This window comes from Salinicola sp. CR57, assembly GCF_003206585.1.
Lineage (GTDB): Bacteria > Pseudomonadota > Gammaproteobacteria > Pseudomonadales > Halomonadaceae > Salinicola > Salinicola lusitanus.
Genome location: NZ_PZJL01000005.1, coordinates 19480 through 44854, shown reverse-complemented (window position 1 = coordinate 44854; position 25375 = coordinate 19480). Strand labels below are relative to the sequence as shown.

At 63.9% G+C, this 25375-nt stretch carries 17 protein-coding genes and 2 tRNA genes; 3 read left to right on the top strand and 16 right to left on the bottom strand.

Annotation, left to right across the window (positions count from 1 at the left end; genetic code table 11):
- Window positions 1-15 precede the first annotated feature (15 nt).
- The 9 genes from DOM56_RS06805 to DOM56_RS06765 form a co-directional block, all read right to left on the bottom strand.
- Window positions 16-92 (bottom strand) — tRNA-Arg (locus tag DOM56_RS06805).
- Window positions 93-146: 54 nt separating this feature from the next.
- Window positions 147-239: transfer RNA gene (locus DOM56_RS06800), tRNA-Ser, on the bottom strand.
- Between the two features lie 217 nt (window positions 240-456).
- Complete coding sequence (gene csrA, locus DOM56_RS06795; protein ID WP_075570877.1) at window positions 457-654, bottom strand: carbon storage regulator CsrA; 198 nt, start codon at window positions 652-654, stop codon at window positions 457-459.
- Between the two features lie 229 nt (window positions 655-883).
- The gene (locus tag DOM56_RS06790) at window positions 884-2128 is read right to left on the bottom strand and encodes an aspartate kinase (RefSeq protein WP_110598897.1); all 1245 of its coding nucleotides are present in this window, start codon (window positions 2126-2128) and stop codon (window positions 884-886) included.
- A 59-nt stretch (window positions 2129-2187) separates the two neighbouring features.
- On the bottom strand, window positions 2188-4791 hold the full coding sequence (gene alaS / locus DOM56_RS06785) for an alanine--tRNA ligase (protein ID WP_110708100.1): 2604 nt from the start codon (window positions 4789-4791) through the stop codon (window positions 2188-2190).
- Window positions 4792-5168: 377 nt separating this feature from the next.
- On the bottom strand, window positions 5169-5543 hold the full coding sequence (locus DOM56_RS06780; protein ID WP_348627103.1) for a regulatory protein RecX: 375 nt from the start codon (window positions 5541-5543) through the stop codon (window positions 5169-5171).
- 192 nt (window positions 5544-5735) lie between these two features.
- Complete coding sequence (gene recA / locus DOM56_RS06775) at window positions 5736-6800, bottom strand: recombinase RecA (RefSeq protein ID WP_110708098.1); 1065 nt, start codon at window positions 6798-6800, stop codon at window positions 5736-5738.
- A 169-nt stretch (window positions 6801-6969) separates the two neighbouring features.
- On the bottom strand, window positions 6970-7509 hold the full coding sequence (locus DOM56_RS06770; RefSeq protein WP_110708097.1) for a CinA family protein: 540 nt from the start codon (window positions 7507-7509) through the stop codon (window positions 6970-6972).
- A gap of 204 nt (window positions 7510-7713) precedes the next feature.
- On the bottom strand, window positions 7714-7899 hold the full coding sequence (locus DOM56_RS06765; RefSeq protein WP_110598906.1) for a hypothetical protein: 186 nt from the start codon (window positions 7897-7899) through the stop codon (window positions 7714-7716).
- A gap of 218 nt (window positions 7900-8117) precedes the next feature.
- On the opposite strand from DOM56_RS06765, the gene mutS reads away from it, so the two are divergent.
- Both mutS and fdxA read left to right on the top strand, forming a co-directional pair.
- On the top strand, window positions 8118-10700 hold the full coding sequence (mutS, locus tag DOM56_RS06760) for a DNA mismatch repair protein MutS (protein ID WP_110708096.1): 2583 nt from the start codon (window positions 8118-8120) through the stop codon (window positions 10698-10700).
- A 196-nt stretch (window positions 10701-10896) separates the two neighbouring features.
- Window positions 10897-11220, top strand: coding sequence for a ferredoxin FdxA (fdxA, locus tag DOM56_RS06755; RefSeq protein WP_110708095.1), 324 nt, complete (start codon window positions 10897-10899; stop codon window positions 11218-11220).
- A gap of 196 nt (window positions 11221-11416) precedes the next feature.
- Here the strand turns inward: fdxA and eno are convergent, their stop codons facing one another.
- From eno to DOM56_RS06730, 4 genes are all read right to left on the bottom strand, one after another.
- Window positions 11417-12709, bottom strand: coding sequence for a phosphopyruvate hydratase (eno, locus tag DOM56_RS06745; RefSeq protein ID WP_110708094.1), 1293 nt, complete (start codon window positions 12707-12709; stop codon window positions 11417-11419).
- Window positions 12710-12921: 212 nt separating this feature from the next.
- The gene (locus tag DOM56_RS06740; protein WP_110598914.1) at window positions 12922-14580 is read right to left on the bottom strand and encodes a CTP synthase; all 1659 of its coding nucleotides are present in this window, start codon (window positions 14578-14580) and stop codon (window positions 12922-12924) included.
- Window positions 14581-14722: 142 nt separating this feature from the next.
- Complete coding sequence (locus tag DOM56_RS06735) at window positions 14723-15445, bottom strand: gamma-glutamylcyclotransferase (protein ID WP_110708093.1); 723 nt, start codon at window positions 15443-15445, stop codon at window positions 14723-14725.
- Window positions 15446-15566: 121 nt separating this feature from the next.
- Entirely contained in the window at window positions 15567-16877 is a 1311-nt protein-coding gene (locus DOM56_RS06730) for a solute carrier family 23 protein (RefSeq protein WP_110708092.1), read from the bottom strand.
- 267 nt (window positions 16878-17144) lie between these two features.
- Between DOM56_RS06730 and DOM56_RS06725 the strand changes: the two genes are divergently transcribed.
- Complete coding sequence (locus tag DOM56_RS06725; protein WP_110708091.1) at window positions 17145-18338, top strand: FAD-dependent oxidoreductase; 1194 nt, start codon at window positions 17145-17147, stop codon at window positions 18336-18338.
- Window positions 18339-18372: 34 nt separating this feature from the next.
- Here DOM56_RS06725 and DOM56_RS06720 read toward each other — a convergent pair whose 3' ends face one another.
- The 3 genes from DOM56_RS06720 to gltB all read right to left on the bottom strand — a co-directional run bounded on the left by DOM56_RS06720 (window position 18373) and on the right by gltB (window position 24822).
- The gene (locus tag DOM56_RS06720) at window positions 18373-18612 is read right to left on the bottom strand and encodes a hypothetical protein (protein ID WP_110598922.1); all 240 of its coding nucleotides are present in this window, start codon (window positions 18610-18612) and stop codon (window positions 18373-18375) included.
- A 234-nt stretch (window positions 18613-18846) separates the two neighbouring features.
- Complete coding sequence (locus DOM56_RS06715) at window positions 18847-20277, bottom strand: FAD-dependent oxidoreductase (RefSeq protein ID WP_110598924.1); 1431 nt, start codon at window positions 20275-20277, stop codon at window positions 18847-18849.
- A 93-nt stretch (window positions 20278-20370) separates the two neighbouring features.
- On the bottom strand, window positions 20371-24822 hold the full coding sequence (gene gltB / locus DOM56_RS06710; protein WP_110708090.1) for a glutamate synthase large subunit: 4452 nt from the start codon (window positions 24820-24822) through the stop codon (window positions 20371-20373).
- Window positions 24823-25375: the final 553 nt, after the last annotated feature.

Below are 25375 nucleotides of genomic sequence, written 5' to 3'. Positions count from 1 at the left end.
GCAGTGCTTGATGAATGGCGCGCCCGGGAGGATTCGAACCTCCGACCCCCTGATTCGTAGTCAGGTACTCTATCCAGCTGAGCTACGGGCGCTTGATTCATGCTTCTTTCACACTGTGCCGGTCGTGGTTTTCGCAATTGCGAAAATGGCGGAGAGGGAGGGATTCGAACCCTCGATAGGGCTATAAACCCTATACTCCCTTAGCAGGGGAGCGCCTTCAGCCACTCGGCCACCTCTCCCCGATCAGCACGGCGCGTAGATTACCGATTCCATTTGGCCTTGTCCAGCCGATAGGCCAAAAAAATTCCTAAAAACCTTAGAGGATGAAGAAGTTACCGGAAAGCTGGCGCCACCAGGGCGAGTACGGAAGAACGAAGGAGGGTTTCAGAGATAGCCCGAGCCGATAAAGGGGACGACTTCACCAGCCCAGACGGTACCAAAGCGCCTATCCAGCACTCACGCGCCAGGATCGCCGTCTTCGTCCTCGGATTTCTCACGCTGGATGCGCTGATAGATCTCTTCACGGTGGACGGCCACATCCTTGGGCGCATTCACGCCAATACGCACCTGATTCCCTTTCACTCCCAGAACCGTGACGGTAATGTCGTCGCCGATCATGAGAGTCTCTCCCACGCGACGGGTCAGGATGAGCATTATCTGATCTCCTTCTCAGGGCCTTCTTCCATTCTCGGGTCAAGCTCTCGGGCTCCTGCACGACAGGTGTACCACCCGAGGAGCGATTATGCGCCATACGGCCCCTCAGGCCAATGACGCCATTCCATGAAAACCCGTGGCATCGTTGAAAGAGCGCATGTTCCATTCGCTTCCTTCCAACTCCCCCTTAGCGTAGAACGCTTGGGCCATTCGTGAAGGTGTTATTCGATCATTCGCTTTGAATACTGTCTTTATCGAGGCCAAACGCGGTGTGCAGCGCTCTCACCGCGAGCTCCATCGCCTTCTCGTCGATCACGACGGAAATCTTGATCTCCGACGTCGAAACCATCCGAATGTTGATGTTTTCTTCGGAGAGCACGCGGAACATCTTGGACGCGACGCCAGCATGGGAACGCATGCCGACACCGACCAGCGACACCTTGGCGATGTTCTCGTCGCCTCGCAGGTCACCTCCGCCCAAGGCCGGAATGACGTCGTTCTGCAGAATCCGCATGGTCTGCTTGTAATCGCCCTTGGCAACGGTGAAGGTGAAGTCGGTGTAGTCACCAGCCGGCGCCACGTTCTGGACGATCATGTCCACTTCGATGTTGGCATCGGCAATCGGCCCCAGAATTCGCGAAGCCACGCCGGGCACGTCGGGCGTATTGAGCAGTGTCAGCTTGGCCTCGTTCGCGGTGAAGGCGATACCGGAGATCAGCGGTTCTTCCATCGATTCGAATTCCTCGTCTGCCACGATGAGCGTGCCCGGGCCTTCCTCGAAACTCGAGAGCACGCGTAACGGTACGTTGTATTTGCCGGCGAACTCCACGGCCCGGATCTGGAGCACTTTGGAACCCAGGCTCGCGAGTTCCAGCATCTCTTCCACCGTGATCCGCTCCAGGCGCTGCGCCTTGGAGCAGACCCTGGGATCCGTGGTGTAGACGCCGTCCACATCGGTATAGATCTGGCACTCGTCGGCGTTCAGTGCCGCAGCCAGCGCCACGCCGGTGGTGTCCGAGCCGCCGCGCCCCAGGGTAGTGATGTTGCCTTCCTCGTCGACACCCTGGAAACCCGCCACGACCACCACCTGACCGTCATCCAGATCCTCCTGGAGTTCATCGGTCTCGATGCGCTGGATACGCGCCTTGGTGTGCGCGCTGTCGGTACGGATGCCCACCTGGGCACCGGTATAGGAGGTGGCCGGCACGCCCAACTGATGCAAGGCCATGGCCAGCAGCGAAATCGTGACCTGCTCCCCGGTCGAGACGAGCATGTCCATCTCGCGCGGGGTCGGATCCTCGTTGATCTGACTGGCCAGGCCGATGAGGCGATTGGTCTCGCCGCTCATCGCCGACACCACCACGACGACACGGTGGCCGGCGTCGCGATCACGCTTGACCTTCTCGGCCACGGCCTTGATCCGCTCCACCGAGCCGACCGACGTGCCTCCGAATTTCTGTACGTATAGCGCCATGAGTCTGCTCAATGCTCCCTAGCGTTGTCGACCGGCGCTGGCGCCGGTCGTGAATGCATTTAGGCCAGCCGCTCGGCAACCCAGGCCGACACGCTCTCCAGCGCCGCCGGCAGCCGTGCCGGGTCGCTGCCACCTGCTTGAGCCATATCGGGACGTCCGCCACCCTTGCCCCCGACCTGTGCGGCGACGTGATTGACGAGCTCGCCGGCCTTGACCTTGGCAACCAGATCGTCTGTCACGCCGGCGATCAGGCTGACCTTGCCCTCCTGGGCCGTTGCCAGCACCAGGATACCGGACCCCAGTTTCTGCTTGAGCTGATCGTGCAGCCCCCGCAGTTCCTTGCCCGACACCCCCTCGAGCTGGGTCGCCAGCACCCGGACGCCTTCGACCTGTTGCGCCTGCCCGAGCAGGTCGTTACCCGCCGCGCTGGCCAGCTTGGCCTTGAGGCGCTCGAGTTCCTTTTCCAATCCCCGCTGTCTTTCGAGTACGGCGTCCAGCCGTTCGACGACCTGCTCCGGCTTGACCTTCAGACGTTCGCTGACGGTATTGAGCTCCCGCTCTTGGGCCTCGAACCACGCCATTGCCGCCTCGCCGGTCACCGCCTCGATACGCCTCACCCCCGCTGCGGTGCCGGACTCGGAAACGACATGGAACGGCCCGATGTCACCACTGCGGGCCACGTGCGTGCCACCGCAAAGCTCGATCGAAAAGTCGTCGGCACCGATCGTCAGTACCCGCACGCTATCGAGATACTTGGCCTCGAACAGGGCACGAGCCCCCTTCGCCTTGGCCTCGTCGAGCGTCATCAGCTCGGTTCGGGTCGGCGCGTTGGCCATGATCTGAGCATTGACGATATGCGCGACCTGCGCCAGTTGCGCCGGCGTGAGCGGCTCGAAATGGCTGAAATCGAAGCGCAGGCGCTCGGCGCTGACCAGCGACCCCTTCTGCTGCACATGGTCGCCGAGCGTCAATCGCAAGGCTTCATGAAGCAGGTGCGTTGCCGAGTGGTTGCGCATGGTCGCCAGCCGCAGCGCGGGATCCACCTGCGGTGAGAGCCTCTCGCCGACGGTCACCCGCCCTTCGAGCATCACGCCCTCATGCAGGTGATGCCCCGCCTGCTTGCGGGTATTGGTGACCTGGAAGCGGCCACCGTCGGTTCGGAGATAGCCGGTATCGCCCACCTGGCCGCCGGACTCGGCATAGAAAGGGGTGCGATCCAGCACCACGATACCCTTCTGGCCCGCCTCGAGAGCCTCAAGCGCGTTGCCCGCTTCATCGACGATGGCCGTCACCTTCGACGAATCCTCCAGCTGATCGTAGCCGGTGAACTCGGTGCTGCCCTCGAGCTCGAGGGCGGCACCATAATCGCCGCCGAACTGGCTGGCGGCACGGGCCCGCTGGCGCTGCGCTTCCAGCTCGCGCTCGAACCCCGCCTCGTCCAGCGTCACGCCGCGCTCGCGGCAGACGTCGGCGGTCAGATCGAACGGGAAGCCGTAGGTGTCGTAGAGCTTGAAGATCGTTTCGCCGGGAAGTACGTCATCCTCGAGTGCCGAGAGCGCCTCCTCGAGCAAGCCCATGCCATGATCCAGCGTCCGCGCGAACTGCTGCTCCTCCTTCAGCAGTACCCGCTCGATCTGATTGCGGGCCTGACGCAGCTCGGGGTAGGCTTCGCCCATCTCGGCGTCGAGCGCTGCCACCAGCTTGTGGAAGAACGGCTCGCTGGCGCCCAGCTTGTGCCCATGGCGTACCGCCCGGCGGATGATGCGACGCAGCACGTAGCCACGACCTTCGTTGGACGGCAGGACACCGTCGACGATCAGGAAGGCACAGGAGCGGATATGGTCGGCAATGACCCGCAGCGAGGGCGTCTTGATATCGTCATGGCCGGTCACTTCGGCCGCCGCCAGCAGCAGGTTCCGGAACAGGTCGATCTCGTAGTTGGAGTGGACGCCCTGCATCACCGCCGCCATGCGTTCCAGCCCCATGCCGGTATCGATAGACGGCTTGGGCAGCGGGTTCATCTTGCCGGAAGCGTCGCGGTCGAACTGCATGAAGACGAGATTCCACACCTCGATGTAGCGATCCCCGTCCTCTTCCGGGCTTCCCGGCGGGCCGCCCCAGACCTCGGGGCCGTGGTCGTAGAAGATCTCCGAACACGGGCCGCAGGGGCCGGTATCGCCCATCTGCCAGAAGTTGTCTTCATCCAGGCGCGACAGCCGCGCCGGATCGACCCCGATATCCTCGATCCAGATTCTGGCCGCTTCGTCGTCGCTGATATGGACCGTGACCCAGAGCTTGTCCTTGGGCAGCGCCAGGACCTCGGTAATGAAGGTCCAGGCGTAACGGATGGCGTCGGCCTTGAAATAGTCGCCGAAGCTGAAGTTGCCCATCATCTCGAAGAAGGTGTGGTGGCGAGCGGTATAGCCGACGTTGTCGAGGTCGTTGTGCTTGCCACCGGCACGCACGCAGCGCTGGGCCGAGGTGGCACGCACATAGGGGCGCGGATCCCGTCCCAGGAACACATCCTTGAACGGCACCATGCCGGCATTGGTGAAGAGGAGCGTGGGATCGTTTTCCGGCACCAGAGAGGCGGAAGGGACGATCGTGTGCCCGCGCTCCTCGAAGAAGCTCAGGAAAGCCTGTCTGATATCTGCACTTTTCATAAACAATCCGTGGCGATAGGCGTGCCCACGGCGGCTAGCAGACCACGTGGCGACGCAGAATCCGGCAATGGAGAAACGCCGTGAACGCCTCTCCTGCCATCGCAAAGCGCATTAGTATAACGTGGTCGGCCGATAGTCTGTCGAGTGCGACACCATTGTCGCCTGCCCGACACCCTCGCCATGCCGGGCGGGCAATCGGCGAGTGAGCGAAGAATACGGTGAATACCGCATGCGCCCGGAGGCTGCCTCAGAGCGACCCGTCAGCGAGGCTTCAAAACGTCGAACGGTCGTCGTGTCACGGCGAGGGAAAAGAAGGTAGGGAGGCAAAGAGGGAACCCGCCTGGGGTTCGGGTTGATATGGAATTGACGCTGGGGTGTCAGCGAGTGCCTTCTGGCCAGGCGTGTCTGATGGCATGGCGAACCTGTTCGAACTCGAAGCCCCGCCCCGCCAGGAAACGCTCTCTCTTGGCGCGATCCCTGGGCGTCGAGCCCGGTGAGTCGAAGCGCTTGGCGAGGGCCTGACTCGCCAGCTCCTTCCAGTCTGGGGCCTCGCTCTCGAAAGCCAACGCCATCAGCGACTCATCGATCCCCCGCTGTGCCATATCGACTCGAATCTTGACGGGCCCCTGGCCACGCGCGATGCGGGAGCGGACGAAAACCTCGGCGAATCTGGCATCGGATTGAAGCCCCTCCCTCGCCAGGTCGTCCAGCGCCTGTCGAATATCCGCGCTGTCCAGGCCCTTCGCGCTCATTCGCGTCTCCAGCTCGGCACGAGCATATTCGCGCCGAGCCAGGAACCGAATGGCAACGTCTCTGGGAGAGACCTCCCGGAGGGCTTCGTCACGAGAGACCTCATCACGAGAGACCTCATCACGAGAGGTCTCCTCATGACAGAGGGCGCCGTTGCGCTCAGCCATCAATCCCCCGCCTCCATCGATAGCGGCTTACAGCAGCGTATCACCGGCATCATCGCCCTCGGCGACAGCCGCTTCGGGCTCCTTCTCCTTGGTCGCCGGCACCGCGAGCAGCTGGGCCCGGATCTGCGTCTCGATCTCGGTCATCACCTCAGGATGCTCCTCGAGATACTGGGCGGCGTTGGCCTTACCCTGGCCGATCTTGCTGCCCTTGTAGCTGTACCAGGCCCCCGCCTTGTCGACCAGGTTGCACTGCACGCCAAGATCGATCACCTCACCGGCATGGTAGATACCCTTGCCATACAGGATCTGGAACTCGGACTGGCGGAACGGCGGCGCCACCTTGTTCTTCACCACCTTGACCCGGGTTTCGTTGCCGGTGACCTCGTCGCCCTGCTTGACCGAACCGATGCGGCGAATGTCGAGGCGCACGCTGGAGTAGAACTTCAGCGCGTTGCCCCCGGTCGTGGTCTCGGGGCTGCCGAACATCACGCCGATCTTCATGCGAATCTGGTTGATGAACACCACCATGCAGTTGGCGTTCTTGATGTTGCCGGTGATCTTGCGCAGTGCCTGGGACATCAGGCGCGCCTGGAGGCCGACGTGGGAATCGCCCATCTCCCCTTCGATCTCCGCCCGCGGCGTCAGCGCCGCCACGGAATCGATGATGATGACGTCGACGCCACCGGAGCGTACCAGCATGTCGCAGATCTCGAGAGCCTGCTCGCCGGTATCGGGCTGGGAGACCAGCAGCTCGTCGAGATCGACTCCCAGTTTTTCGGCGTAGCTCGGGTCGAGGGCGTGCTCGGCATCGACGAAGGCGCAGGTCTTGCCGTCCTTCTGGGCCTGGGCGATCACCGACAGCGTCAGGGTCGTCTTGCCCGAGGACTCCGGACCGAAGATCTCGACCACACGACCATAGGGCAACCCGCCCACACCCAGCGCGATATCCAGGCCCAGAGACCCTGTCGACACCACCGGGATCGCGGTACGCGGGGTGTCGCCCAAGCGCATCACGGTGCCTTTGCCGAATTGACGATCGATCTGCGACAGTGCCGCATTGAGTGCCTTGCTGCGGTTTTCGTCCTGTGCCATGAACGTCTCCTATGGATGCACGAAGTGAGGCGGGGCAGCGCCGATCACGGCGCTCGGCTCACGTACTGTATGGTTAGACAGTAGTATGGCGAAAAAAAGCGCTCTCGCCTATCCCCCGCCGAAGATTTTCAATCCTGCCGTCGCGAAGCGTCGGACGTCGACGACCCTGTCATCGCCGAGGCCCGCCGGGCCGACCTTCCGTCACCGACTCGACCAGCCCCGACAGCGCCACGGCAACCGCCGCCTCCCGGACCTGCCGACGATCGCCCGGCAGGTGATGACGCTCCACCCGCTGATGGTGCTGGTTGCCCCAGGCGAACCACACCGTACCCACGGGCTTGTCCGGGCTGCCCCCTGCCGGGCCGGCGACGCCGCTGACCGAGACACCGAGATCGGCCCCGCTGTCGCGGCAGGCGCCGATGACCATCTCCCTGACGGTCTGCTCGCTGACCGCGCCATGGGTCTCCAAGGTGGCCTGGGACACTCCCAGCAGGCGCCGCTTGGCCGCGTTGGCATAGGTCACGTAACCGGTCTCGAAATAGGCGGAGCTGCCGGCGATCGCCGTGATGGCGCTGGCCACGCCGCCGCCGGTACAGGATTCCGCCGTGGTCAGCCGGATGTCCTGGGCCAGACAGGCCTCCCCCAGGCGTCGGGAGAGCGCCTCGGCATCCAGTTCGGCATCTTGGCGCGGTATCGACGCGTTCGTCATGGCAACTTCCTCTTTCAGGGCTCGTTCCACTCGCTGGCTTTCACTCCCCGGAAAGCGGCGACCGAGCACCAACGGTAAACCGACCGCCATTCAGTATGCGGAGAATCGTGGGTCGTGCAATGGTTGCAGGAGTGCTGTGAGGATGTCTGGTATCGCGAAGGGTCGATCACGCCCTGATGGAGCAAGGCAGCGGCGGGAGGCGGTTCAGTCCGGCTCGCGGGGATCCCGATCCGGGGGGATCATCGCCGGATGACGCGCCGCCAGTTCGGCGACGGCGATCTCCAGCAGCACGACGGCCAGTTCGCTGAGATTCACGTTACGCTTGTTGGCTTCGATAGCCAACAGACGATACGTGGAATCGCTGAGGTGGTTGAGCACCAACCGGGCCATATGTGAGTCCTCAAGTGCCGATTTCACACACTGTAACGAGTTATCGACGGGCACTCAGGCTGAAATCACTACACCTGATGCATGATCCCCTCTAAGGCGACCGCCGCCTCGCGCGGTGCCGGACCCAGCCACCGCGTGGTAACCTTGCCCCTTTCGGTACGACCCGGCATTCCGATGCCCCTCTGTGTCCCAAGAATCGACGGAGTTTCCGAGACACCATGCAGGACGCGGCCTCCAGCAAGAGCACCCAGCATACGCCGATGATGGCGCAGTACCTCAAGATCAAGCGCGAGCACCCGGATGTACTGCTCTTCTACCGGATGGGCGATTTCTACGAGCTTTTCTACGACGACGCCAAGCGGGCCTCGCAACTGCTCGACATCACGCTGACGGCCCGTGGCCAGTCGGCCGGCAAGCCGATCCCCATGGCGGGTATTCCCTACCATAGCGTCGAGTCCTACCTGGCGCGCCTGGTCAAGTCCGGTCAGTCGGTGGCCATCTGCGAGCAGGTCGGTGATCCGAGCACGGCCAAGGGTCCGGTGGAACGCCGCGTCGTGCGCATCGTCACACCGGGAACGCTGCTCGACGAAGCGCTGCTCGATGCCAGCCGTGACAACCTGCTGGTCGCCCTCCATCGCACCGGCGAACGCTGGGGCATTGCCTGGCTGGAACTTTCCAGCGGCCGCTTCAGCGTGCTCGAGATCGATGGCGAGGCCGACATGCTGGCCGAGATTCATCGCCTGCAGCCCGCAGAACTGCTGATCGCCGAAAGCCTCGACCTCCCGCCGTCGCTGACGGAGCGGCGCGGCCTGAAACGTCAGAACGACTGGCATTTCGACCTGGAAACGGCCAATCGCCTGCTGTGCGACCAGTTCGAGGTCGCGGATCTCAGGGGCTTCGGCTGCACCCACCTCGAAACCGCGCTGGTCGCCGCCGGAGTGCTGGTCGACTACGCCAGGGACACTCAGCGTTCCCGGTTGCCTCACGTCACCGCGCTGAGCGTCGAGAGCCGTGACGAATCGGTGGTGATCGATGCCGCCAGCCGCCGTAATCTCGAGATCGACATCAACCTCGGCGGCAGCGGCGACAACACCCTGGCCAGCGTGCTCGACACGACCGTCACGCCGATGGGGTCGCGTCTGCTCAAGCGCTGGCTCAATCGGCCACTGCGTGACCGGCATCAGATCGGTGCCCGACAGGCAGCGGTACAACTGCTGCTCGACGCCGACCAGTACCTGCTGATCCGCGAGCCACTCAAAGAGGTTGGCGATGTCGAGCGGATACTGGCCCGGGTGGCACTGCGCAGCGCCCGGCCCCGAGATCTGGCCCGCCTGCGCGACGCGCTCAACGTGCTGCCGACACTGCAGGCCGACCTCGAGCGTATCGAGGGCGAAAGCGCACTGGACGACCTCGCCCGCCATATCCACCCCTATCCCGAACTGGCCGCCACCCTGACCCAGGCACTGATCGACAACCCGCCGGTGGTGATCCGGGATGGCGGGGTCATCCGCGAAGGTTTCGATGCCGAACTCGACGAGTATCGCGGCCTGGCCGAGCATGCCGGCGACTACCTGGTCCAGCTCGAGCTTCGTGAGCGCGAACGCACCGGCCTGTCCGGCCTCAAGGTCGGCTACAACCGGGTTCACGGCTACTACATCGAGATCCCGCGCGCCCAGGCCCGCGAGGTGCCGGCGGACTACATCCGTCGCCAGACGCTGAAGAACGCCGAGCGCTTCATCATCCCCGAGCTCAAGGAGTTCGAGGACAAGGCGCTGTCGGCCAAGTCGCGTGCGCTGGCGCGGGAGAAGCTGCTCTACGAAAGCCTGATCGATACCCTCAATGCCGAACTCGACGCGCTGCAGGCCACCGGTCGCTCGCTGGGTGCGCTCGACGTGCTCTGCGCCTTCGCCGAGCGCGCCCAGAACCTGGAGTTCGTGCGGCCTCGGCTCTCGGAGACACCGGGGTTCCATATCATCGGCGGCCGCCACCCCGTGGTCGAACACGTCAGCCAGCATCCGTTCGTGCCCAACGACCTGATTCTCGATGACGATCGCCGCATGCTGGTCATCACCGGCCCCAACATGGGCGGCAAGTCGACCTACATGCGTCAGGCGGCGCTGATCGCCCTGCTCGCCCATACCGGCAGTTTCGTTCCGGCGGAGAGTGCCGAGATCGGCCCGGTGGACCGGATCTTCACCCGGATCGGTTCAAGCGACGACCTGGCCGGCGGCCGCTCCACCTTCATGGTGGAGATGACCGAGACCGCCAGCATCCTCCACAACGCCACCGCCGAGAGCCTGGTGCTGATGGACGAGATCGGCCGCGGCACCAGTACCTTCGACGGCCTCTCTCTGGCCTGGGCCAGCGCCGAGCATCTCGCCAGCCAGCGCGCCTTCACCCTGTTCGCCACTCATTACTTCGAGATGACCGCACTGGCCGAACAGCAGGAGACCGTCGCCAACGTTCACCTGACCGCCGCGGAGCATCGCGACGGGATCGTCTTCATGCACCGCGTCGAAGAGGGGCCGGCCAGTCAGAGCTACGGCCTGCAGGTCGCCCAGCTCGCCGGCGTGCCCCAGAGCGTGATTGCCCGCGCCCGCGACAAGCTGGCCAGTCTCGAGCAGCCTGCCGCGATGCCGGCGATGTCGGACAAGCACGCCCAGCCCACGGGGCCGCAGCAGGCGGACCTGTTCGCCGCGACGCCCCATCCGGTAATCGAGGCACTGGAGTCGCTCGACGTCGACTCGCTGACACCGCGGGCGGCGCTGGATCTGCTCTATGCCTGGCGCGATCAACGCTGAGCGACAAGGAAGCTATAACGCCATTCCTCGATGTTCCCAAGCCCGGCTTGCCGGGATTGGCGCCCGCCGCCTAGAATATGGCGCCATTCGAGTAGCATCGGCGGCACCGTCATGCGCGGTGATTTCTATCAAGCGTTTCCAATATCCGCCAAGACCGTGACAAGAAGGGCCAGCCCCACAACAGGAGAGATCACCCATGACGTTCGTCGTCACCGAGAACTGCATCAAGTGCAAATACACCGACTGCGTCGAAGTCTGCCCGGTGGACTGCTTCTACGAAGGGCCCAATTTCCTAGTCATTCACCCCGACGAGTGTATCGACTGTGCCCTCTGTGAACCGGAGTGCCCCGCCGAGGCGATCTTCTCGGAGGACGAGCTACCCGACGGCCAGCAGCAGTTCATCGAACTCAACGCCGAACTCGCCGAAGTATGGCCCAACATCGCCGAGCAGAAGGAGCCGCCGGAAGACGCCAAGGAGTGGGACGGCAAGCCCAACAAGATCGAGCTGCTCGAACGCTGATTTGCTATTACGCTTGGCCATACTGCGTTGAAATCACTCTCAAAGTGCTCATTTACACCTCGTAAACTCCGCTTTTTCGATTGATCTCGCCTTGTCTGGCCTGCGCTCATTACGCAAATCGGACACTCGCTGCCGAAGAACGCAAGAAGGCCGCTCGATGAGCGGCCTTCTTGCGTTTCAATCAATCGGGCAGACATTACTGCCCTTTTATTGCCTTCAGACCCGGATAGGCGGCCTTGTCACCCAGTTCCTGCTCGATCACCAGCAGGCGGTTGTACTTGGCGACACGATCGGAGCGGCACAGCGAACCGGTCTTGATCTGGCCGGCGGCAGTGCCCACGGCGAGATCGGCGATGGTGGTGTCTTCGGTCTCGCCGCTGCGATGCGAGATCACCGCGGTAAAGCCGGCATCCTGGGCCATCCGGATGGCGTCCAGCGTTTCGGAGAGCGAGCCGATCTGGTTGAACTTGATCAGGATCGAGTTGCCGATCTTCTCGTCGATACCCCGCTTCAATATCCGGGTGTTGGTGACGAAAAGGTCGTCACCGACCAACTGGATCTTGTCGCCCAGCTTGTCGGTCAACGCTTTCCAGCCATCCCAATCCGACTCGTCCATGCCATCCTCGATGGAGACGATCGGATACTGATTGCAGAGATCGGCCAGGTAGTCGGTGAACCCCGCGGCGTCGTACTGCTTGCCTTCGCCGGCGAGGTCGTAGCTGCCATCCTTGAAGAATTCGCTGGAGGCGCAGTCGAGTGCCAGGGTGACATCCTTGCCCAGATGGTAACCGGCATCGTCGATCGCCTGCTTGATCACCGCCAGGGCCTCGGCGTTGGAGGAGAGGTTCGGCGCGAAACCACCCTCGTCGCCCACCGACGTGGAAAGCCCCTTGGCGGACAGTACCTTTTTCAGTGCATGGAAGATCTCCGCACCCATGCGCAACGCCTCGCGGAAGTTGGGCGCGCCCACCGGCTGGACCATGAACTCCTGGATGTCGACGTTGTTGTCGGCATGCTCGCCACCGTTGATGATATTCATCATCGGTACCGGCATGGTGTAGTGACCCGGCTGGCCGTAGAGTTCGGCGATGTGGGCGTAGAGTGGCACGCCCTTCTCCGTCGCCGCCGCCTTGGCCGCGGCCAGCGACACCGCGAGAATCGCGTTGGCCCCTAGGCTGGCCTTGTTGTCGGTACCGTCCAGCGCCAGCATGGCGTCGTCGAGGGCCCGCTGGTCGCTGGCATCCATGCCCATCAAGCGCTCGCGGATCTTGCCATTGACCGCGTCGACGGCCTTCAGCACGCCCTTGCCCAGATAGCGCGACTTGTCGCCGTCGCGCAGCTCCAGCGCTTCACGAGAACCGGTGGATGCGCCGCTGGGCGCGCAGGCGCTGCCAGTGATGCCGCCACTCAGCGTGACTTGCGCCTGCACGGTGGGGTTGCCGCGGGAATCGAGCACTTCGAGGGCGCGGATATCAACGATCTCAGCCATGTTACGTCGTCCTGTCGGTTGAAAGCTCTTTCGGTTGATCACTCGGTACGTCGAGCGTGAAGCGTCCGGTTTCCGGCGAGAGGGCCCGGGCGCGGTGATTCCATCACCATCATGTTAGCAGTTCCGGAGCTTAGCCAGCGCAGGCATCCCAGGTCCAGTCTCTCCAACGACAGCGGGGGATGAATCGCTTCATCCCCCGCCGGGTCATACGGTCATTCCTGATGGGCCATGCCGTGCTGGCGCTGGCGCTGGGCCTTATGCTCCAGCGCCGCATTGACGAAACCGGTGAACAGCGGATGGCCGTCGCGCGGGGTCGAGGTGAACTCGGGGTGGAACTGGCAAGCCACGAACCAGGGATGGTCAGGCAGCTCGATCATCTCGACCAGCGCCTGATCACCGCTCTTGCCGGAGACAACCAGCCCCGCCGCCTCGAGCTGCTCGACGAACTGCTCGTTGACCTCGAACCGGTGGCGGTGGCGTTCGGTGATCGTGTCCAGGCCGTAAACCTCGTGCGCCCTGGAACCCGGCTTGAGTCGGCACTCCTGGCCGCCGAGGCGCATGGTGCCGCCGAGATCGGAGGCCTCGTCGCGCAGCTCGATCTGCCCTTCGGGGTTGATCCACTCGGTGATCAGGCCGACCACCGGGTGCTGGGTCTCGCGAGTGAATTCGGTGGAGTTGGCATCGGCCCAACCCGCCACGTGGCGGGCGAACTCGATCACCGCCACCTGCATGCCGAGGCAGATACCGAGATAGGGGATATCGTTCTCGCGCGCGAAACGGGCGGTCTGGATCTTGCCCTCGACGCCCCGTTCACCGAAGCCGCCCGGCACCAGGATCGCATCTTTCCCCGCCAGGCGTTCGGTGCCGTGGCGCTCGATCAGTTCAGAATCGATATATTCGACGTTGACCTTCACCCGGGTCTGGATGCCGGCGTGAATCAGCGCTTCGTTGAGCGACTTGTAGGCGTCGAGCAACTCCATGTACTTGCCGACCATGGCGATGTTGATCGTCTTGAGCGGGTTGAGCTTGGCATCGAGGACGTGGATCCATTCGGCCAGGTCCGCCTGCGGGGCGTCGAGACGGAACTTGTCGCAGACGATATCGTCGAGACCCTGCTCGTGCAGCATCAGCGGGATGCGATAGATGGTGTCGGCATCCTGCAGCGGGATGACGGCGCGCTCCTCGACATTGGTGAACAGCGCGATCTTGCGCCGCTCGCTCTCCTCGAGTTCGACCTCGCTGCGGCAGATCAGGATATCGGGCTGGATACCGATAGAGCGCAGCTCCTTGACGCTGTGCTGGGTCGGCTTGGTCTTGGTCTCGCCGGCGGTCTTGATGTAGGGCACCAGGGTCAGGTGCATGAACAGGGCACGATTGGCGCCGACTTCGCTACGCAGCTGGCGAATCGACTCCAGGAACGGCAGCGACTCGATATCGCCCACGGTGCCGCCGATCTCCACCAGCGCCACATCGTAGCCTTCCCCCCCCTTGACCACGCGGTGCTTGATCTCGTCGGTGATATGCGGGATCACCTGCACGGTACCGCCGAGGTAATCGCCCCGGCGCTCCTTGCGCAGCACGTGCTCGTAGACCCGACCGGTGGTGAAGTTGTTGCTCTGGGTCATCTTGGTACGGATGAAGCGCTCGTAGTGCCCCAGATCGAGATCGGTTTCCGCGCCATCCTCGGTGACGAACACCTCGCCATGCTGAAACGGACTCATGGTGCCCGGATCGACGTTGATGTACGGGTCCAGCTTGAGGATGGTGACCTTGAGGCCGCGGGCCTCGAGAATCGCAGCCAGCGAAGCGGACGCAATGCCCTTGCCCAGTGAGGACACAACGCCGCCGGTCACGAAGATATATCGTGTCATGGAAAACCTGTCGAATCGTGGTCGTAAAGCTCGTGAGAAAAGACCCGGGGGAGAAAGTCGGGCCAGGATGGGACGTCAGATTACCAGACTCGTGCGGAAGGCTCAATTTTGGATCGCGCCCTCGTCATCCCCCCGGGGCGCATCAGCCAGCGACGGCGCGCTGCAGCGACTCCAGCCGCCGGTCCCGGATGCCGAGCGCGTGCAGATCGCCGACCGTGTTGTCGAGGTACTCGCGGCAGGATCCCAGCACGCCGCGGCCGGTACGCAGCAGGTGCACCACCGCCTCGTCGGGCTGCCGACCGATATAGCGCTCGTGATGCGGGTTGATCACGAAGGCGACTCCCCATATCGGGCCGACGTCCGTCTTCAGCTTGATCCAGCGAGGCCGATAGGCGCCGGTCAGCATCTCGCGCCGCCATACCAGCTCCAGTTCGCGCTCGAGGTGATCGCCGGGGACACGCAGCGCCACGCCATGGCAGGAACCGCCCGGCGCCAGCGCCAGCATCAGTCCGGGGGTCTCGGGAGTGCCCCGGCCGTGATCGAGCTTGAGGCAGAAGTCGCGATGGTAACCGTAGAGCCGACAGGTGTGACGCTCGGCGACCTCGACACACGGATTCCAGATCAGCGAGCCATAGGCGAAGAGATACACCCCGTCCCGCAACTGGACGCCAGGGGGCGCGGTGGCCAGAACGTGCTGGATCGAGCTGCGCAGCTCCTGGTGGCTCTTCAACGCCACCTCCGGGTAGACATGCTCGAAGTGACGGCGAATCAGGTCCTGCTCCAGCACCTCGCGCGTCATCGCGATCGACTGCGTCGTGGGCGCCTGTTCGTCGGCATGGATATCGCTGGACTGCGCATCGCTCATTGGGGACTCTATCTCGGACGCGATCGACAAGGGTTCAAGGTGGTTCGGGTAGCGCCACGGCTCGGACCCGCGCCACCCAAGACTAACGTTCAATGGGCCCGAAACGAAGCCCGGATCGGCATCAACCGGCTACGTCCTGCCTGCACCCGGCGCCACGACGCAGCACGAGATGCAGAATAATCGCACCGAAGGTGGCCGTCCCGATGCCGTCGAGAGTGAAGCCGCCGAAGTCGATGGAGAAATTGCCGGCACCCAGCACCAGGGTCACCGCCGCCACGATCAGGTTGACGTTATCGCCCAGATCGACACCGTTCTGGATCCAGATACGGGCGCCGGCCACCGCGATCAGCCCGAACACCACGATCGAGGTGCCGGCCAGCACCGGGCCGGGAATGGTCTGGATCAATGCGCCGAAACGTGGCGAGAAACCGAGCAGGATGGCAAAGCCGGCGGCAGCGACGAAGATCAGGGTCGAGTAGACCCGGGTCACCGCCATCACCCCGATATTCTCGGCATAGGTGGTCACGCCGGTGCCGCCGGATGCCCCGGAGACCATCGTCGCCAGGCCGTCACCGACGAAAGCCCGGCCGATATAGGGGTCGAGATCACGCCCGGTCATCGCCCCTACCGCCTTGATGTGGCCGAGGTTCTCCGCCACCAGGATGATCGCGACCGGCGCGATCAGCACGATCGCATGGGGGCTGAACGAGGGCGCCGTGAACGCGGGCATCCCCAACCAATCGGCCGCACCGATCGCCGAGAAATCGATCGGCGCTCCCCAGCCCAGGCCGTTGGTGACCAGCGCATAGATGGCGTAGGCCGCCACCAGACCCACCAGAATCAGCAACCGCTGGAGCATGCCACGTGTCAGCACCGCGGCCAGGCCGACACAGAGGATGGTCACCAGAGCCATCGCCGCGTCGAAACTGGACCCCTTCACGCTGGAGACCGCCACCGGCGCCAGGTTGAGGCCGATGGTCATCACGATCGCCCCTGTTACCACCGGCGGCAGCAGGTACTCGATCCAGCGCGTGCCCAGCGCCATGACCACCACGCCGATAAGGGTGTAGATCGCGCCACAGGCGATGATGCCCCCCAGTGCCAGAGCGATGGAGGGGTTGCCACCGCTGCCGGCGTAACCGGTGGCGGCGATCACCACGCCGATGAAGGCAAAGCTGGAGCCCAGGTAGCTGGGAACCCGCCCGCCGACGATCACGAAGAACAGCAGCGTGCCGATGCCCGACATCAGGATCGCCAGGTTGGGGTCGAAACCCATCAGCAGCGGTGCCAGCACCGTGGAGCCGAACATCGCCACGGCGTGCTGGATGCCCATCAGCAGCGTCTGCGCCGGCGGCAACGCCTCGTCGGGCGCGACCAGGCCTTGGTGACGAGCGGCATCGACGCGCCGCCAGCGGGGAAACCAGGATGACATCGAGTTTGTTCTCCAGAGCAGTGCCGGGTGGCGCAGGCAGCATTCGAGCGCAAGGAAGCGGTGGTAGTCAGCGTGACCGACGAGCGACGGCCCGACGCGCATTCTAACGTCAGCGCCGATCGGATGCTCCCCCGCCATCGCACCTTGGCATGGAGCGTCACGGGTGAACTACGCTGAGTTCATCGCCCGCGAGGCCGGGCCAAGAACCCCCAGCGACGCCATCGGGAGCGGTGGCGCCCCAACCTCAAGGCATGCCAGGGAGTGGATATGCAACGTTACGACTATCTGATCGTCGGCGCCGGCATGGTCGCCGCCAACGCCGTGGAAGGCATTCGCGAGCTTGATGCCGAGGGCACCATCGGTATCCTCGGCGCCGAACCCAACGGGCCGGTCACCCGCCCTGCGCTCTCGAAGAAACTGTGGACCGACCCCGATTTCGGTTATGACAAGATCTGGATGCAGCCGGAACAGCACGCCGGCACGACGCTTCACACCAATACCCGAGTCACGGCCATCGACCGCCAGCAACGGACAGTGACAACAGCCAGCGGCGATACCTTCGGCTACGGCCGGCTGTTGCTGGCCACCGGTGGCGCTCCCGTGACGATCGATCTGCCGCCAAGCGAGCGCGTGCGCTATTTTCGCACCGTCGAGGACTACGATTGCCTGCGGCGGCTCGCCGATCAGGGCCTGCACGTCGCCGTTGTCGGCGGCAGCTATATCGGTACGGAACTGGCCGCGGCGCTGGTCCAGAACGGCTGTCGGGTCACCTTGATCCACCCCGAGGACGTGCTGGGCGGCGCGATGTTCCCGCCCGGCGTCGCCGATCGCTTGCACCGGGCCTACCTAGACGCAGGCGTCACTCTCCTGGGCGGACGCAAGGTCACCGGCGGGCGCGAAGAGGATGGAAGCGTCACCCTTGCGCTGGACGACGGCGCCAGCCTGGAGGCGGACGCGGCCATCTTCGGGCTGGGCGTCGAGCCCTGCGTGGCGCTTGCCGAGGAGGCAGGCCTCGAGACCGACGGCGGCATTCTCGTCGACGCCCGCCTGACCACTGCGGACGAGGCCATCTTCGCCGCCGGCGATGTCGCGACCTACCCGGATCGGATCCTCGGCCGCTGGCATGCCGAACACGTCGACAACGCCAATCAGATGGGCCAGACGGCCGGGCGCATCATGGCGGGTAGCGACGAGACCTACGATCACACGCCCTACTTCTACTCCAACGTCTTCGACTTCGCCTGGAAAGCGGTTGGCCGCATGGACAGTTCGCTGGACATCGTCGAAGACGCCGATCCCGACTCCGGCCGTGGGGTCTATTACTACCTGGAGGACGGCAAGGTGGCCGGCGTACTGCTGCTCAATCTGGAAGCCGATCGACTCGACGAGGCGCGAGAGGTCCTCGCGGACTCCTCGCCGCAGCGCGTCGAGACTCTGGTCGGCCGTATCGCCATGAGCTGATACGGGCCGGTCCTGCGGTCAGCCGAGCGGAACTTCAGCCGCGCGTCGGCAAGCGGGAGGTCAAGATGTTGGAGCGGCGCTCGATCTCCTCGAGCATGCCGACACACTCGTCCGACATCCCGCTGTCGTTGAGCTTGGCCAGCGAAAACAGCGCGTTCAGCTGGCCACTCACCAGAATGGCCTGGTCACCGCCGTCCTGATCCAGCACGTGATCTTCCAGCACGCGCAGGTGGGTATTCGCCTGGTCGAGGATATTACGTTCAAGCCTGATCATGGTTTGGCCTTCCAAAGTCTGCGATTCATGTTGGGCGCGCCACTGTAAAGGCTGGCTCCCCTTTATACCACCGCCGGGAACGAGCGCTTTTCTCGCTCGAGTCGTCGAGGCGCATGATTGGCGCCGGCCCGGGCTATCAACGACAGACGCCAACGCTGGCGTCAAGGCCAGCGCTGGCGTCCTTCGCGACTCGCTACGAGTCGGTAGCCGAGCGCGCGAGGCGCCCGGCCGGTGTCACACCTTGAGGTAGTCGAGAATCCCCTCCGCCGCCTGGCGCCCTTCGTAGACCGCCGTCACCACCAGGTCGGAGCCCCGTACCATATCGCCACCGGCGAACACTCGCTCGTTGCTGGTCTGGTAGGCGAAGCGCTCCATCTGCGCCGGGATTTCCGGCGCCAGCACCCGGCCGCGCTCGTCGATCTCGATCTGATGCGTCTCGAACCACTCGATCTCGCTGGGCTGGAAGCCGAACGCGATGACCACCGCGTCGCAGGCCAGGATTTCCTCGGAGCCCGGGACCACTTCCGCGCTGCGTCGCCCCTTGTCGTCCGGCTCGCCCATGCGGGTACGCACCAGCTTGACGCCCTCGACCTTGCCCTCGCCGACGATCGCCACCGGCTGTCGGTTGAACAGGAACTCGACCCCCTCCTCGCGGGCGTTGGCCACCTCGCGCTTGGAGCCCGGCATGTTCTCCTCGTCCCGGCGATAGGCACAGGTCACGCTGGCCGCGCCCTGACGAATCGAGGTGCGGTTGCAATCCATCGCGGTATCGCCACCGCCAAGCACGACGACCCGCCTGCCCTGCATCGAGACGTAGTCGGCCGGATTCTTCTCGAAACCCATGTGGTGATTGGCATTGGCGATCAGGAAGTCGAGCGCCTTGTAGACGCCATCCATCTCCTCGCCCGGGAAGCCGCCGACCATGTACTTGTAGGTGCCCATGCCGAGGAAGACCGCGTCGAACTCGGCGTCGAGCTGCTCGAAGGTGATGTCCCGGCCGATCTCGGTATTGAGCCGGAACTCGACACCCATCTCCTCGAACACCGCGCGACGGCGCTCCATCACGTGCTTCTCGAGCTTGAACTCCGGAATGCCGAAGGTCAGCAGCCCGCCGATCTCCGGGTAGCGGTCGAACACCACCGGCTTCACGCCGTTGCGAACCAGGACATCGGCACAGCCCAGGCCCGCCGGGCCTGCCCCGACGATCGCCACGCGCTTGTCGGTCATGACCACGTTGGACATGTCCGGACGCCAGCCCATGGCGAACGCGGTGTCGGTGATGTACTTCTCCACCGAACCGATGGTGACGGCGCCAAAGCCGTCGTTCAGCGTGCAGTCGCCCTCGCACAGCCGGTCCTGCGGACAGACTCGACCGCACACCTCCGGCAGCGAGTTGGTGCGGTGGGACATCTCCGCCGCTTCCAGGATGTTGCCCTCGCTGACCAGCTTGAGCCAGTTGGGAATGTAGTTGTGAACCGGGCACTTCCACTCGCAGTAAGGGTTGCCGCAGTGCAGGCAGCGGTGCGCCTGGCTGGCCGCCTCACTGGGCTTGTACGGTTCGTAGATCTCGGCGAACTCCTTCGCCCGGCTGCGTGCATCCTTCTTCTGCGGATCACGCCGCCCCACATCGATAAATTGAAAGTCGTTGCTCAAACGGTTTGCCATGTTCCCTCTCCTCACTGGGCGGACGACGCTCTCGATTCCGGTCGATGCCGGTATCCCGGAGGCCGAACCTCCGGGTCGGACGGTCATCGACTCTTACTCAGGCTGCCGCCTGGATTGGGCCAGCAAACCGTTGAGACTTGCGGCCTTGGGCTTCACCAGCCAGAAATGGCGAATGAAGTCGGAGAAATCCTCGAGAATCGCATGCCCCCGTGGCGAGTCGGTCTCTTCCACGTATTCGGTGATCACTTCGCGCAGGTGACGACGATAGGCTTCCATCGATTCGGTGTTGATCCGATGGATCTCCACCAGCTCATGGTTGTAGCGATCGACGAAACCGCGATCCTCGTCGAGCACGTAGGCGAAGCCGCCGGTCATGCCCGCCCCGAAGTTGATCCCGGTCTTGCCGAGTACGCAGACCAGACCGCCGGTCATGTATTCGCAGCAGTGGTCGCCGGCGCCCTCGATCACGGCATGAGTACCGGAGTTGCGCACACCGAAGCGCTCGCCGGCCATGCCGGCGGCGAACAGCTTGCCGTCGGTGGCGCCGTAGAGGCAGGTATTGCCGATGATCGCCGTCTCATGGCTCAGGAAGCGACTGGCCCTGGGCGGCACGATCACCACCTTGCCGCCGTTCATGCCCTTGCCGACGTAGTCATTGGCATCGCCTTCCAGATACAGGTTCAACCCGCGCGCGTTCCACACCCCGAAACTCTGCCCGGCGACGCCGGTGAAGCGCGCCGTGATCGGGGCGTCTTCGAGCCCCGCCTCGCCGTAGCGCTTGGCGATCTCGCCGGAGACCCGTGCCGCCACCGAGCGATCGCAGTTGGTGATCTCGAACGTGAACTCGCCCCCGGACTTCGATTCGATCGCCGGCAGCAGCGCCTCGAACACCTCCTGATTCTTGGCGCCGGGATCATGCGGCACGTTGCGGCTGACCTGACAGAACTGCGGTGCGTCCTTGGGCACGAAGTCGTTGGCCAGCAGCGGGCTCAGGTCGAGCTTGCGCTGCGCCGCCGTTTCACCCTCCAGCATCTCGAGCAGATCGGTGCGCCCGATCAGATCGGTCAATTGGCGCACGCCCAGCAGTGCCATCAGTTCACGCACTTCCTCGGCAATGAAGCGGAAGTAGTGCTTGACCATGTCGACGGTGCCACGGAAGTGCTCGTCGCGCAGCTCCTGATGCTGGGTGGCGACGCCGGTGGCGCAGTTGTTGAGGTGGCAGATCTTCAGGTACTTGCAGCCCAGCGCCACCATCGGCGCGGTACCGAAACCGAAGCTCTCGGCCCCCAGGATCGCCGCCTTGACCACGTCAAGACCGGTCTTCAGGCCACCGTCGGTCTGCAGCCGGATCTTGTCGCGCAGGCCATTGATGCGCAGCGCCTGGTGCACCTCGGGCAGCCCCAGCTCCCACGGGCTGCCGGCGTGGCGGATCGAGGTGATCGGGCTCGCCGCGGTGCCGCCGTCGTAGCCGGAGACGGTGATCAGATCGGCATAGGCCTTGGCCACCCCGGTGGCGATGGTACCGATGCCCGGCTCGGAGACCAGCTTGACCGAGACCTGCGCACTCGGGTTGACCTGCTTGAGGTCGAAGATCAACTGGGCCAGATCCTCGATCGAGTAGATGTCGTGATGCGGCGGCGGCGAGATCAGCGTCACGCCGGGCACAGCGTAGCGCAGCCGCGCGATCATCTCGTTGACCTTGCCGCCCGGCAATTGGCCACCCTCGCCCGGCTTGGCGCCCTGGGCCACCTTGATCTGCAGCACCTCGGCGTTGACCAGGTAGGCCGGGGTAACGCCGAAGCGACCGGAAGCGATCTGCTTGATCTTGGAGGAGCGGATGGTGCCGTAGCGCGCCGGATCCTCGCCACCTTCACCCGAGTTGGAGCGCCCGCCGGTCTCGTTCATCGCCTGGGCCAGCGCTTCGTGGGCCTCCGGCGACAGCGCCCCCAGCGACATGCCGGCGCTGTCGAAACGCAGCAGCAGGCTCTCGACCGGTTCGATCTCCTCCAGCGGCAACGGCTCGGGGGCCGGCTTGAGCTTCAGCAGGTCACGGATCGTGGCCACCGGACGCTCGTTGACCAGCCGTGCGAACGCCTTCCACTTGGCGTAGTCGCCCTGCTGGACCGCCTGCTGCAGCATCATCACCACGTCGGGATTGTAGGCGTGGTACTCGTGGCCATGGACGAACTTGACCAGCCCGCCCTGGCGGATGCCCTTGCGCGGAATCCAGGCATCGCGCGCGGCCAGTTCCTGCTGCATCTGCAACTCGCTGAAGCCGGTCCCCTCGATGCGCGACATCATGCCGTCGAAGCACATCTGCATGACCTCCGACCCCAGACCGACGGCTTCGAACAGCTGCGAGCCCCGATAGGAGGAGATCTGCGAGATACCCATCTTCGACAGAATCTTGTAAAGCCCCTTCTGCATGCCCTTGCGGTAGTTCTCGCGGGCGTCCGCCGGATTGCCGACCAGCTCGCCGGTGCGGTGCATGTCCGCCATCACCTGATAAGCCAGGTACGGATAGACCGCGGTGGCACCGACGCCGAAGAACACCGCCATCTGATGGGCGTCACGGGCATAGCCGGTCTCGACCACGATGTTGACACGAGGACGCAGCGCCAGCTTGGCGAGATGATGATGGACCGCGCCGGTGGCCAGAAGCGCCTGGATCGGCTGCTTGCCCTTCTCCAGCTCGGCATCCGACAGCACCAGGATCACCTTGCCGTCGCGCGTCGCCTGCTCCGCCTGCTGGCAGAGCGCCATCAGCGCCTGGCGCAGCGAGGTGGTCTCCGGATCGTAGTGCAACGGCAGCCGGACCGAGGCGAACGCCGGATCCTCCTGGGTCACCAGCGCGGTGAACTTGCGCGGCGACAGCACCGGGGTGGTCAGGATCAGGCGGTGGGCATGCTCGGGAGTGGCCTCGAACACGTTGAGCTCGGCCCCGCAGCAGGTCTCCAGCGACATCACGATCGCTTCCCGCAGCGGATCGATGGGCGGATTGGTGACCTGGGCGAACTTCTGGCGGAAGAAATCGGTGAGTAGTCGGTTCTGCCGCGACAGCACCGCCATCGGCGTGTCGTCGCCCATCGAACCCACGGCTTCCTGGCCACTCTCGGCCAGCGGCCTGAGCAGTTGATCGCGCTCCTCGAACGTCACCGAGAACATCTTCTGATAGACGTTGAGCTCTTCGGTCTCGAATGGCTGGAAGCGCGCCAGCTCGGTCAGTGCCGACTCGAGATAGTGGGCATGCTCCTTGAGCCAGCGACGATAGGGATAGGCGGACTTGAGTCGCTGATCGATATCGTCGGTATGCAGCACCTCGCCGGTCTCGGTATCGACGGCGAGAATCTGACCCGGCCCGACCCGGTCCTTGGCGACCACGGACTCCGGCTTGTAGCCCCAGACACCAATCTCGGAAGAGAGGGTGATGTAGCCGTTGCCGGTGATCACCCAGCGTGCCGGGCGCAGGCCGTTGCGGTCGAGCATGCAGACAGCGTGGCGACCGTCGGTCATCACGATGCCGGCGGGGCCGTCCCACGCTTCCATGTGCATGGAGTTGTATTCATAGAAGGCGCGCAGGTCGCCATCCATGGTTTCGACGTTCTGCCACGCCGGCGGCACCATCATGCGCACCGCGTTATAGAGATCCATGCCGCCGGTCAACAGCACCTCGAGCATGTTGTCCATGCTCGACGAGTCGGAACCGGTGGTGTTGACGATCTCGTCGAGGCCGTCGATATCCGGCAGCAGTTCGCTGACGAAGTTGGCCTTGCGCGCGTTGGCCCAGCCGCGGTTGGCCTCGATGGTGTTGATCTCGCCGTTGTGCGCCATGAAGCGGAACGGCTGCGCCAGCGGCCAGCGCGGCGCCGTATTGGTCGAGAAGCGCTGGTGAAAGACGCAAACCGCGGTCTCGAGACGCTCGTCGCCCAGGTCCTGGTAAAAGGTGGGAAGATCCGCAGGCATCATCAGGCCCTTGTAGGAGACCACCTTGGACGACAGCGAGCAGACGTAGAACTCCTCTTCCTGGCGCAGCTTCTGCTCTGCCAGGCGCCGTGCCATGAACAGTTCGACGTTGAACGCCGCGTCGGACTGGGAGACCTCCCCCTCGACGAAGACCTGACGAATGCGCGGCAGGCACTCGAGTGCCATCGGCCCGCACACGCTCGGATCGGTAGGCACGTCACGCCACCCCTTGACGCTCAGTCCCCGCTCGGCGAGCTCGCCTTCCAGCGTCTCGCGGGCGCTTCGTTCGCGGGCATCGTCATCGGGGAAGAACACCATGCCGACCGCGAAGCGCTCGCCCAGGGTGACGCCCAGTTGATCCTCGGCCAACGCGCGCATGAAGCTCATCGGCATTTTCAGCAGCAGGCCGCAGCCATCGCCGGTCTTGCCATCCGCCGCGATGCCGCCACGGTGCGTCATGCAGGTCAGTGACTCGATCGCCGTCTTGAGCAGATCGTGACTGGCCTGCCCCTCCATATGAGCAATCAGGCCGAAACCGCAGTTGTCGCGGAATTCGCCAGGCTGGTGAAGACCTCTCATCATGGGCGTGCCTCACAAAGCTGTTCGGAATACAGGGGATTGTATTCGGTCCGGTATAAAGAGATAATTTACGGTTTTCTTATTTTTTCGACTGGATCACCAGTGGTGCCATGGGCCCGATTTTTGTCTCGAGTCGCCGACAGTCCAGAGGCCGACGGGGCGCAAAAAGGCCGGACAGAATAGCCAGTCAGCCTCTCCAGCGCAATTCGAGCACCGGGCTTTCTCGCTGCAAATGCATTTAAAATCGAAGACTTAGCGAAAGGCCAAACCAAAATACACTGCTAGCACAAAGGCTTAGACCCCAACATAGACCAAAGTCTAACACCTTGCGCTTAATGGCCCAGATCGTCGTGGGATCCAGGCGCGATACCCATACCGATACGGCATGGAGCATACCAATTATATCGACAACGTTCGGAAAGAACAGCCGTCGATACCCCCGATCGTGGCCAGGCGAGCGCCATGGATGGCCACCCTGCCGAACGCCATGGCGAGGCCCTACCGGAGCAGCGTCAATTTTCGAAGCGATCCCTGCGAACGGCACGGGTTGGCGGCC

Excerpts from the sequence above, each read along its gene's own strand:
- csrA (WP_075570877.1), bottom strand. The coding sequence starts at position 654 with ATGCTCATCCTGACCCGTCGCGTGGGAGAGACTCTCATGATCGGCGAC.
- DOM56_RS06790 (WP_110598897.1), bottom strand. The coding sequence starts at position 2,128 with ATGGCGCTATACGTACAGAAATTCGGAGGCACGTCGGTCGGCTCGGTG.
- alaS (WP_110708100.1), bottom strand. The coding sequence starts at position 4,791 with ATGAAAAGTGCAGATATCAGACAGGCTTTCCTGAGCTTCTTCGAGGAG.
- DOM56_RS06780 (WP_348627103.1), bottom strand. The coding sequence starts at position 5,543 with ATGAGCGCGAAGGGCCTGGACAGCGCGGATATTCGACAGGCGCTGGAC.
- recA (WP_110708098.1), bottom strand. The coding sequence starts at position 6,800 with ATGGCACAGGACGAAAACCGCAGCAAGGCACTCAATGCGGCACTGTCG.
- DOM56_RS06770 (WP_110708097.1), bottom strand. The coding sequence starts at position 7,509 with ATGACGAACGCGTCGATACCGCGCCAAGATGCCGAACTGGATGCCGAG.
- DOM56_RS06765 (WP_110598906.1), bottom strand. The coding sequence starts at position 7,899 with ATGGCCCGGTTGGTGCTCAACCACCTCAGCGATTCCACGTATCGTCTG.
- mutS (WP_110708096.1), top strand. The coding sequence starts at position 8,118 with ATGCAGGACGCGGCCTCCAGCAAGAGCACCCAGCATACGCCGATGATG.
- fdxA (WP_110708095.1), top strand. The coding sequence starts at position 10,897 with ATGACGTTCGTCGTCACCGAGAACTGCATCAAGTGCAAATACACCGAC.
- eno (WP_110708094.1), bottom strand. The coding sequence starts at position 12,709 with ATGGCTGAGATCGTTGATATCCGCGCCCTCGAAGTGCTCGATTCCCGC.
- DOM56_RS06740 (WP_110598914.1), bottom strand. The coding sequence starts at position 14,580 with ATGACACGATATATCTTCGTGACCGGCGGCGTTGTGTCCTCACTGGGC.
- DOM56_RS06735 (WP_110708093.1), bottom strand. The coding sequence starts at position 15,445 with ATGAGCGATGCGCAGTCCAGCGATATCCATGCCGACGAACAGGCGCCC.
- DOM56_RS06730 (WP_110708092.1), bottom strand. The coding sequence starts at position 16,877 with ATGTCATCCTGGTTTCCCCGCTGGCGGCGCGTCGATGCCGCTCGTCAC.
- DOM56_RS06725 (WP_110708091.1), top strand. The coding sequence starts at position 17,145 with ATGCAACGTTACGACTATCTGATCGTCGGCGCCGGCATGGTCGCCGCC.
- DOM56_RS06720 (WP_110598922.1), bottom strand. The coding sequence starts at position 18,612 with ATGATCAGGCTTGAACGTAATATCCTCGACCAGGCGAATACCCACCTG.
- DOM56_RS06715 (WP_110598924.1), bottom strand. The coding sequence starts at position 20,277 with ATGGCAAACCGTTTGAGCAACGACTTTCAATTTATCGATGTGGGGCGG.
- gltB (WP_110708090.1), bottom strand. The coding sequence starts at position 24,822 with ATGATGAGAGGTCTTCACCAGCCTGGCGAATTCCGCGACAACTGCGGT.